At 71.5% G+C, this 8,534-nt stretch carries 8 protein-coding genes and 1 pseudogene; 4 read left to right on the top strand and 5 right to left on the bottom strand.

Going from position 1 to position 8,534, the window contains the following annotated elements; all coding sequences use genetic code 11:
* A partial coding sequence (locus tag AOK03_RS27130; RefSeq protein ID WP_244177769.1) for a cyclase family protein occupies nucleotides 1–927 on the top strand: 927 nt, incomplete at its 5' end.
* Between the two features lie 756 nt (nucleotides 928–1,683).
* Here the strand turns inward: AOK03_RS27130 and AOK03_RS44300 are convergent.
* The 3 genes and pseudogenes from AOK03_RS44300 to AOK03_RS27115 all read right to left on the bottom strand — a co-directional run.
* Nucleotides 1,684–2,088 (bottom strand): annotated as a pseudogene (locus tag AOK03_RS44300) (ATP-binding protein); the annotation flags it as partial.
* Between the two features lie 442 nt (nucleotides 2,089–2,530).
* Nucleotides 2,531–3,406, bottom strand: coding sequence for an acyl-CoA dehydrogenase family protein (locus AOK03_RS27120; protein WP_055567976.1), 876 nt, complete (start codon nucleotides 3,404–3,406; stop codon nucleotides 2,531–2,533).
* Between the two features lie 9 nt (nucleotides 3,407–3,415).
* Nucleotides 3,416–4,558, bottom strand: a complete 1,143-nt coding sequence (locus AOK03_RS27115) for an acyl-CoA dehydrogenase family protein (protein ID WP_055567975.1) — start codon at nucleotides 4,556–4,558, stop codon at nucleotides 3,416–3,418.
* Nucleotides 4,559–4,713: 155 nt separating this feature from the next.
* Here AOK03_RS27115 and AOK03_RS27110 point away from each other — a divergent pair, with 155 nt between their 5' ends.
* Complete coding sequence (locus AOK03_RS27110; protein WP_425264418.1) at nucleotides 4,714–6,309, top strand: class I adenylate-forming enzyme family protein; 1,596 nt, start codon at nucleotides 4,714–4,716, stop codon at nucleotides 6,307–6,309.
* Between the two features lie 27 nt (nucleotides 6,310–6,336).
* On the opposite strand, the gene AOK03_RS27105 is transcribed toward AOK03_RS27110, so the two are convergent.
* Nucleotides 6,337–6,843 carry an EF-hand domain-containing protein gene (locus AOK03_RS27105; protein ID WP_055567973.1) on the bottom strand — a complete coding sequence of 169 codons (507 nt, stop codon included), beginning with the start codon at nucleotides 6,841–6,843 and terminating at the stop codon, nucleotides 6,337–6,339.
* 174 nt (nucleotides 6,844–7,017) lie between these two features.
* Here AOK03_RS27105 and AOK03_RS27100 point away from each other — a divergent pair, with 174 nt between their 5' ends.
* Nucleotides 7,018–7,497 carry a cation:proton antiporter gene (locus tag AOK03_RS27100; RefSeq protein WP_055567972.1) on the top strand — a complete coding sequence of 160 codons (480 nt, stop codon included), beginning with the start codon at nucleotides 7,018–7,020 and terminating at the stop codon, nucleotides 7,495–7,497.
* Nucleotides 7,498–7,510: 13 nt separating this feature from the next.
* Here AOK03_RS27100 and AOK03_RS27095 read toward each other — a convergent pair whose 3' ends face one another.
* Nucleotides 7,511–7,885 (bottom strand): STAS domain-containing protein, encoded by a 375-nt coding sequence (locus tag AOK03_RS27095; protein WP_055567971.1) that lies wholly within the window; start codon nucleotides 7,883–7,885, stop codon nucleotides 7,511–7,513.
* 283 nt (nucleotides 7,886–8,168) lie between these two features.
* Here AOK03_RS27095 and AOK03_RS27090 point away from each other — a divergent pair.
* On the top strand, nucleotides 8,169–8,534 hold a 366-nt coding region (locus AOK03_RS27090; RefSeq protein WP_279616336.1), incomplete at its 3' end, for a sigma factor.

Below are 8,534 nucleotides of genomic sequence, written 5' to 3'. Positions count from 1 at the left end.
CCACCCCTCCCTCCCGAATTCCACGACATGGCCAAACGCGTCCGGAACTGGGGCCGTTGGGGAGCGGACGACGAGACAGGAACCCTCAACCTCGTCACCGACGGGGTCGTACGCGCCGCCGCCTCCGAGATCCGCTCCGGCCGCCGCATCCCCCTCGCGCTCCCCCTCAAGGAGGACGGCGTCCAGACGGGGATGATCCCGGGCCGCATCAACCCGCTGCACACCATGGTGCAGATCAACCAGGAGCTGTTCGGCCCCGGCACGATCGCCACCAGCGACGACGCGGTGACGATGGGCCTGCAGACGGCGACCCACTGGGACGCCCTCACGCACGTGTCCCACTCGGGAATGATCTACAACGGCCGCCCCGCGGACAGCATCACGGCCCACGCGGGCGCGCGGTTCAGCGGCATCGACAAGGCCCGGCACGTCGTCTCGCGCGGCGTCCTCCTGGACGTGGCGCGCGCCAAGGGGCTCGACCGGCTGCCGGGCGACCACGCGGTCACCCCCGAAGACCTGGACGAGGCAGCGGAGTTCGGGCGTGTCACGGTGCGCGCGGGCGACATCGTGCTGGTGCGCACGGGTCAGATCCAGGTCTATCTGGCGGGCGACAAGCACGCGTACGGCTATCCGTCGCCCGGCCTCTCGGTGCGCACGCCCGAGTGGTTCCACGCACGGGACGTCGCGGCGGTCGCGAACGACACCCTGACCTTCGAGATCTTCCCGCCGGAGATCGAGAACCTGTGGCTGCCCGTACACGCGCTCCATCTGGTCGAGATGGGGATGATCCAGGGCCAGAACTGGAATCTGGAGGAGTTGTCCACAGCCTGTGCAGAAGTTTCCCGCCACTCGTTCCTGCTGTCGGCGATGCCGGAACCCTTCATCGGCGGGACGGGCACCCCGGTGGCACCGGTCGCCTTGCTGTGACCGCCGTCGGACACCACGACCGCGCGACTGCCGTCGGACACCACGCGGAAGGCGGCGCGTCGGCTTCCGCCCCGAGCGCGCCACCGCGCACGCCGCCATCCGGTCCGGCACCCACCCCGCCCCGTGCCGCCACGAAGGGGGTGCTGCCGCGAGCACGACCCACACTTCGCCAAGGACTCGGTCCTGCGGTCATTCCGAGCCTTCGGCGTCCCCTCGCGGCGAATCGCTGCACACAAGCGTGATCATTCGGACACGTCACGTCAACACCATGTCGGGGATTAGCGAGGTACACCCCTTTTGCCACACCCGCGCACGGGTGCGCGCACCGCGGCACGAGACGGCGCACACGGGCTCAGAGGCCGCCGTACGGCCGGAGCATCCCGCAGACGAACAGCCAGACCGCCTCGCAGACGATCACCGCCGCACCACACCACACCGCGCCCCGCCCGCAGGCAATGACACTCAAACCGTCTCGTAGGCGATGTCCACATCGCCAAAGGCCACCCGATCACGGGCCGCCCGGTCATACGCGACCCTGTCGTACGCGGCCCTGCCGTACGCCGCCCTGCCGTACGCCGCCCCGTCGCACGCCGTCACGCCGTGAGGCGTCGCATCGCAAGCCGTCGGCCCGTACGTCAAGTAGTCGTGGGCCGGGCCATGGGCCGGGCCGTGCGCGATCGGGGCGCAGGCCTCGTCGTAGGCCTTCCCGTCGTGCGTCGTGCCCTCGAACTCCACCGCCACCACGCCGGACTCGCACCGGTCGACCTCGCACCAGATGCTCTTGCCCGCACCCTCGGGCTGCCAGCCCCAGCGGTCGGCGAGGCCGTCGACGAGCTCCAGGCCGCGGCCGTTGGTGTCGTCGCCCTCCGCGTGCCGCTGCGCCGGCGGGCGGGCGCTGCGGTCGACCACCTCGACCCGGACCGTCCCCGGCCCCGGGGCGTCGGCGGGGACACCGGGGAGCAGCATGCGCAGCACGGCCGGACAGCCCGTGTGCACGACGGCATTGGTGACGAGTTCCGAGATCAGCAGGATCAGCGTCTCGGCCACCGGCTCATCGGCCTCTATTCCAGAGCCCGCGAGCCTGGAACGAGCCCATCGCCTGGCCCGCCCCACCTCTGCGGGGTCGGCCCCGACCTCCAGCTGAACTTGAAGCACCTGCACCGCTCACACCATCCGAACCGGCGGACACATCGCCTCGCGACTCCACAGGGTCACCGAACGTGATCCCCTTGGGAGACAGCATGATTGACGTTCAGTCACCCCAACAAGCGCTTCGGGCATATTCCAGCGCGAAGGAGTACGCGTGCTGCATACTGTGCGACGCGCACCGTGGGGGGTCGAACAGGCGGCGGCGGAGCCCCGCCCTGCGCTGCCAGCGGCACGCATCGCCGGGCCCGGCGCCACCACATGGGCAACACCGGCATGGCTCGGCCTCAGAACCACTCGCATCTCACACAAGGTACCCGAGCCGGACACCGACTCCGTGCCGTGACGAGTCACGCATAGGACACAACCCGATATCGACGCTGAGTAGCGTCCACCCGGATGGGGCGAGAGCCGCGAAACAAGGTACAAAGCGCACGATATCGGACAGACCAATTTTTCAGAACGCCCCGTCGGGCGCCCCGTCGAGCGCCCCGACGAGCGCCTCGGCGAGCTCCTCCTCCGCGGCCCGCGCCGACCGCCCGAGCTCGGCCCGCACCCACGCCCGCTTGAGGTGCAGATGCACGTCGGACTCCCAGGTGAAACCCATGCCGCCGTGCACCTGCAGGCAGTCCCGGGCATTGCGCACGGCCGCGTCGTCGGCCAGCAGCTTGGCGGCCGAGGCGTCGAGGCGGTCCCCGGTCACGGCCGCCGCGTACACGGCGCTGCGGGCGAGCTCGGAGCGTACGAGCATCTGTGCGCAGAGGTGCTTCACCGCCTGGAACGCGCCGATCGGCTGTCCGAACTGCTCGCGTCGGCGTGCGTATTGGACGGCCGTCTCACAGGTGCGCGCGGCGCTGCCGAGCTGCTCCGCCGCGTAGAGGAGAGCGCCCCGGTCGAGGCTGCCCGCGTCCGGCACCCGGTGCAGCGGGGTGAGCGGGTCCACGGACCGCAGGGGGACCGCGCCGGTCACGTCGCCCTGCACCACGTCCGCCTCCTCCAGCCACGGCACCAGGGAGCCGTCGACGGCGGTCACCACGGCCTCGCCCGTCGCCGCGCCCGGGACGACCCCCGCCGCCAGGAACGAGGCCACGGCGGGCCCCGGCAGCAGCACGCGCCCCGCCTCCTCGAAGACCAACACGGCCTCGGGCAGCCCCAGTCCGACCCCGCCCTGCGCCTCGGGCAGCGCGAGCGAGAAGAACCCCGCCTGCCCCAGTTCGCGCCACAGCGCCCGGTCGACGCGGTCCGTGGCGTCACGCAGCGTGAAGCGGCCCTCCAGGAGTTGCCGCACACCGGCCTTCAAGGCCTGCTGGTCCTCGTCGAGTTGGAAATCCATCCGGACCCCTCACCGCCCCTTCGGGAGGCCGAGGATGCGCTCGGCCACGATGTTCTGCTGGATCTGCGAGGTCCCCGCGGCGATCGTGTACGAGAGCGAGGAGAGGCGGTCGAGGGTCCACTCGTGGGAGAGGTCGAGGGAGCCCGCGCCGAGCACCTCGGCGGCGGCGTCGTACAGCTCCTGGCGCGCGTGCGAGTAGCGCAGCTTGAAGACCGAACCGCCCACTCCGGGGACGCCGCCCGTGCGTTGCGCCTCGCTCACGTTCCACTGCGTGAGCCGCCACAGCGCCGAGAACTCGGCGCTCAGCCGCCCGAGCCTGCGCCGCAGCGCCGGGTCGTCCCAGCGGCCGTTCGCGCGGGCCTCGCGGGCCAGCTCGCCGAGGACCCGCCGACAGGCCACCACCTCGCCCACGAAGGCGGTGCCCCGCTCGTACGACAGGGTCACCATCGTCACGCGCCAGCCGTCGTTCTCCTCGCCGACCCGGTTCGCGACCGGGACCCGCACCTCGTCCAGGAACATCTCCGCGAACTCCGTGGACCCCGCGAGGGTGCGCAGCGGCCGCACGGTGATCCCGGGGGCGTCCATCGGCATCGCGAGCCAGGTGATGCCCCGGTGCTTGGGCACGGTCTCGCCGACCGGTGTCGTACGCACCAGGAGCTCGCACCAGTCGGCGACCTCCGCGTGGGAGGTCCAGATCTTGGAGCCGCTCACCACGTAGTGGTCGCCGTCCCGCCACGCGCGCGTGCGCAGCGACGCGAGGTCGGACCCGGCGTCGGGCTCGCTGAACCCCTGGCACCACACCTCGTCGCCGCGCAGGACGGGCGGCAGCCACCGCTCCCGCTGCTCCCGCGTGCCTTCGGAGGCGATGGTCGGGCCCGCGTGCAGCAGGCCCACGAAGTTGGCTCCTACGTAGGGGGCGCCCGCCTTTTCCGTCTCCTCCAGGAAGATGAGGCGCTGCGTCGGTGAGGCGTCCCAGTGGACCTCGCCGTAGCCCGCGTCGTACAGCAGGCGCTGCCACGCGGTGTCGTAGGCGCGCCGCCCCGGCCAGTCCTGGGGCGAGGGCTTGGCGGGGAGCTTCGGCAGCACGACCGAGAGCCAGTCGCGCAGCCCGGCCCGGAAGGCTTCCTCCTCGTCGGTGTACGTGAGGTCCATGCGGTGCGTCCCCTCCGGCCTCGACCGTCATATCTGATGACCCGTCAGGCGGCAGGCTAGCCCCGCACCCCTGGACCGACAAGGCGCCGGGGCTTACGCTCTCGGCACGATCTGACTGACCGTCAGTTCGGGTCGTGGGGCCGGGAGGGGATCGCATGAGGACCTCGGTGAACGAGACCGCGTACGAACTGGGCGAGTCCCGCACCCTCTGGGAACTCATCGCGCGCCGCGCCGACCTCACCCCCGACCGGCCCGTCCTCGTACAGGCCGCCGCCGAGCCATCCGCCGACCGCACGCTCACCTTCGGCCGGCTGCGGGACCGCGCCGAGCGCGTCGCCGCCGGTCTCCACGAGCGCGGGGTGCGGCCCGGCACGGTCGTCGCCTGGCAGCTGCCCACCCGCATCGAGACGGCGCTGCTCTCCTTCGCGCTCGCCCGCATAGGAGCCGTCCAGTCGCCGTTGATCCCCTTCCACCGCGACCGCGAAGTCGGCTTCGCGCTGCGGGAGTCCGAGGCGGAGTTCTTCGCCGTGCCGGGCGTCTGGCGCGGCTTCGACCACACGGATATGGCGCACCGGCTCAGTGCGCGACGCGCGGCCGAGACCGGAGCCGGATTCGAGGTCTTGGAGGCGTACGCGTCGCTGCCCGAGGCCGACCCCGCCGTACTGCCCCCGCCGCCCGCCGACGGCACGGCGGTGCGGTGGATCTACTGGACCTCGGGCACCACCTCCGACCCCAAGGGCGTCCTGCACACCGACCGTTCGCTGATCGCGGGCGGCTCGTGCCTGGCCCACGCCCTGCACCTGACGGAGTCGGACGTCGGCTCGATGGCGTTCCCCTTCGCCCACATCGCCGGGCCCGACTACACCGTGATGCTGCTGCTCTACGGCTTCCCCGCGGTCATGTTCGAGCACTTCGCGCTGCCCGCCTCGCTGGACGGCTACCGTCGGCACGGCGTGACCGTGGCGGGCGGCTCGACGGCCTTCTACTCGATGTTCCTCACCGAGCAGCGCCAACTGCCCGAGGGGCAGAAGGTCATCCCGACCCTGCGCCTCCTCGCGGGCGGCGGGGCGCCCAAGCCGCCGGAGGTCTACCACGCGGTGGTGCGCGAGATGGGCTGCCAGCTCACCCATGGATACGGCATGACCGAGGTGCCGATGATCACCATGGGCGCCCCGGACGACACCGCGGAGAACCTCGCGACGACCGAGGGCCTGCCTCCGGAGGGCATGCGGATCCGCATCACGGACGCGGAGGGCAAGGAGCTGCCGCCCGAGACGGACGGCGAGGTGCGGCTGCGCGGGGAGGCCGTCTGCCAGGGCTATCTGGACCCGGCACAGAGCGCGGAGGCCTTCGACGCCGACGGGTTCCTCGTCACCGGGGACCTCGGCCACCTCAGGAAGACCGGCCATCTGGTCCTCACCGGGCGCGCGAAGGACATCATCATCCGCAAGGGCGAGAACATCTCCGCCAAGGAGATCGAGGATCTGCTCCACCAGCATCCGGCCGTGGGCGAGGCGGCGGTCGTCGGGCTGCCCGACCCCGAGCGCGGCGAACGCGTCTGCGCGGTCGTCGAACAACGCGCGGGCACCGGCGGCTTGACGCTGGAGACGGTCACCTCGTACCTGCGCGGGGAAGGCCTCGCCACCTACAAGCTGCCGGAGCAACTGGAGCTGGTCGAGGCGCTTCCCCGCAACGAGACACTGCGCAAGGTCCTCAAGTACAAGCTGCGGGAGCGCTTCTCCGGAAGCTGACCCGCCGCGCCCGGGGACCGTGCGCCGCTACTCGGGAACGGTGAAGTACTGCGCGAAGGCCGTCACGATCTCCTGCTCGGAGACGCGGCCGTCGCCGTCCGCGTCCAGCGCGGCGGACACTCCTGTCGCGATGTCCTCGGGCACGCCGAGCGCCTTGAGCGCGCGCCCGGCCCGGTCCGGGGTCACCGTGCCGTCGGCGCCGGCGACGCCGATCACCGCGTGCAGGAACGGCCGCGCGATCTCGGCGAACCGCTCGGGGTTGTCCCGCAGCCGCTTCACCGCGCCGCCCACGAACTCGTCGCGGGTGATCCGCTGGTCCCCGTCCCGGTCCGCGATCCCCGCCATGCCCTGCCAGAACGCCTCGGCTCCGATGTAGAGGGCCTGCCCCTTCTCGGACCGCGCCGTGGCATCGAACTCAGCGCACAGGGCGGCCGCCGCCGTGCTGAAGTCCTCACGGGAGATGTAGCCGTTGCCGTCCTGGTCGAAGGTGGCGAACCGGGCCGCGATCCTACGCTCGTACTCGGCACTGTCCATGATCTTCGGGCCGCCTCACTTCCGCGGTTGGGTGCTTGCTCCAGGGGGTGTTTCCCCAGCTGCGAGCGTACGTGGTGATGGCCTCCCGGCGGCGGGAAAGCGGCGCTTGTGTCAAGACCGCGGGAATTCCGGGACAAGGGTGTTCCACAGGTGTGATGTGCTCCACTGTGCTGTGTGGAAGCAGTTGCGGCGAGTGTCATAGCGGTGCTGGGAACCCTCCTGGGTGCGGGGCTCACCCACTCCTTCCAGCGGAGGGCGACCGAGCGCACGGAGCGGTTCACGCGCGGGGAGAAGCTGCGGCAGGAACGGATCGACGCGTACATCGCGTATGCCGGGGCACTGGTCAACTACCGGCGGATACTGGTCGACCGCTGGTTCAGCCGGGCGGAGAACCGGCACGAGGAGAGCGAGGAGTCGCGCTTCCGTTCGTACGAGATGCGGTCCGAGGCGCAGGAGGCGCTGTTCCGCGTGCAGTTGCTCTCGAACGACGAGGAGCTGGTGCGGCTCGCGCGGGACACCCTCGACCACGTCGCCGACGTGCACAGGGCGGCCGACCGCGACGCGCTCGCCGAACGGCGCCGCGTCTCGCGCGAGGCCATCAACTCCTTCGTGGCCGCGGCCAAGCGCCACGTCGGCCAGAGCCCGGCGGGCTAGGGCCCGTCCGGCCCTAGGCGGAGAGCGGGGTCGCCCCGTCGTCCAGCGCCGCCGGCACGTCGGGGAAGACCTCGAAGAGGCGGCGCACGCCGAGCGCCGCGAAGACACGGTTCACGTGCGAGCCGTCCTCGGCGCCCTTGGCGGGGAGTATCAGCCGCAGCCGGCCCTGGAAGGAGCGGATCAGGCGGCGCGTGGCGATCAGCACGCCGACGCCGCTGGAGTCGCAGAACAGCACTTCGGAGAGGTCGAGGACGATACGCCGACGGCCGTCGGCGACGGCCTCGTGCACGCGCTGGCGCAGCACGGGCGAGGTCACCAGGTCCATCTCGCCGGACACGCACAGGACGGCCCAGCCCTCCTGCTCGCCCACGGTCACCTTGAGCGTCACGCGTCACGCCTCTCGCTCGCCGTTGCCTGCTCCGCGCCTGCGGAGTGATCCGGAAGCAGTCCTTACGTTTCGTTCTGCTTCGGCTGCCCCACCTGTATCCCATGAAACACCAGCAGGCCACCGTCAATATCATCCGCCCTCCGGCAAGGGGCGGGCTTTGCCCCAAACGGGAGTCCGCTGTCAGCGCCGCCGACTACATTCGAGGGAGGGAGGAAACCCGAAGTACCGTTCGAGTAGGCAGCACGGGCAGAAGCAGGACCAGGCAAGCGCACGAGGGGGCCGCATGCCGAAGGACGCGCCGCGGCGCTGGGACCGCCGCATGCAGCAGCGGCTCGCGCACGGGGAGGCCGCCGCGCTGGGAGAGCTGTACGACCGCTTCGCCTCGCTCGTGCACGGCCTCGCCCACCGCGTCCTGGGCGACGAGAGCGCCGCCGACCGCATCACCCGCGAGGTCTTCAGCCACGTCTGGGAGAACCCCGACGCGTACGACCCGCGGCAGGGCCCCCTGCGCTCCTGGATCGCCACCCTCACCCACCAGCGGGCCGTCCGCAGGCTCCGCCAGACCGAGTCCGCCGCCCTGGCCCTCGGCGGCGAGGGCACCAAGGAGGACCTGGAGCGCAAGGTCCGCCGCGCCTCCGCCGCCGCCCGC

The sequence above is a fragment of the Streptomyces atriruber genome (genome assembly GCF_001418325.1).
GTDB lineage: Bacteria > Actinomycetota > Actinomycetes > Streptomycetales > Streptomycetaceae > Streptomyces > Streptomyces atriruber.
Note: the sequence above shows the minus strand (reverse complement) of the source record. Positions and strands in the feature narration are given on the sequence as shown.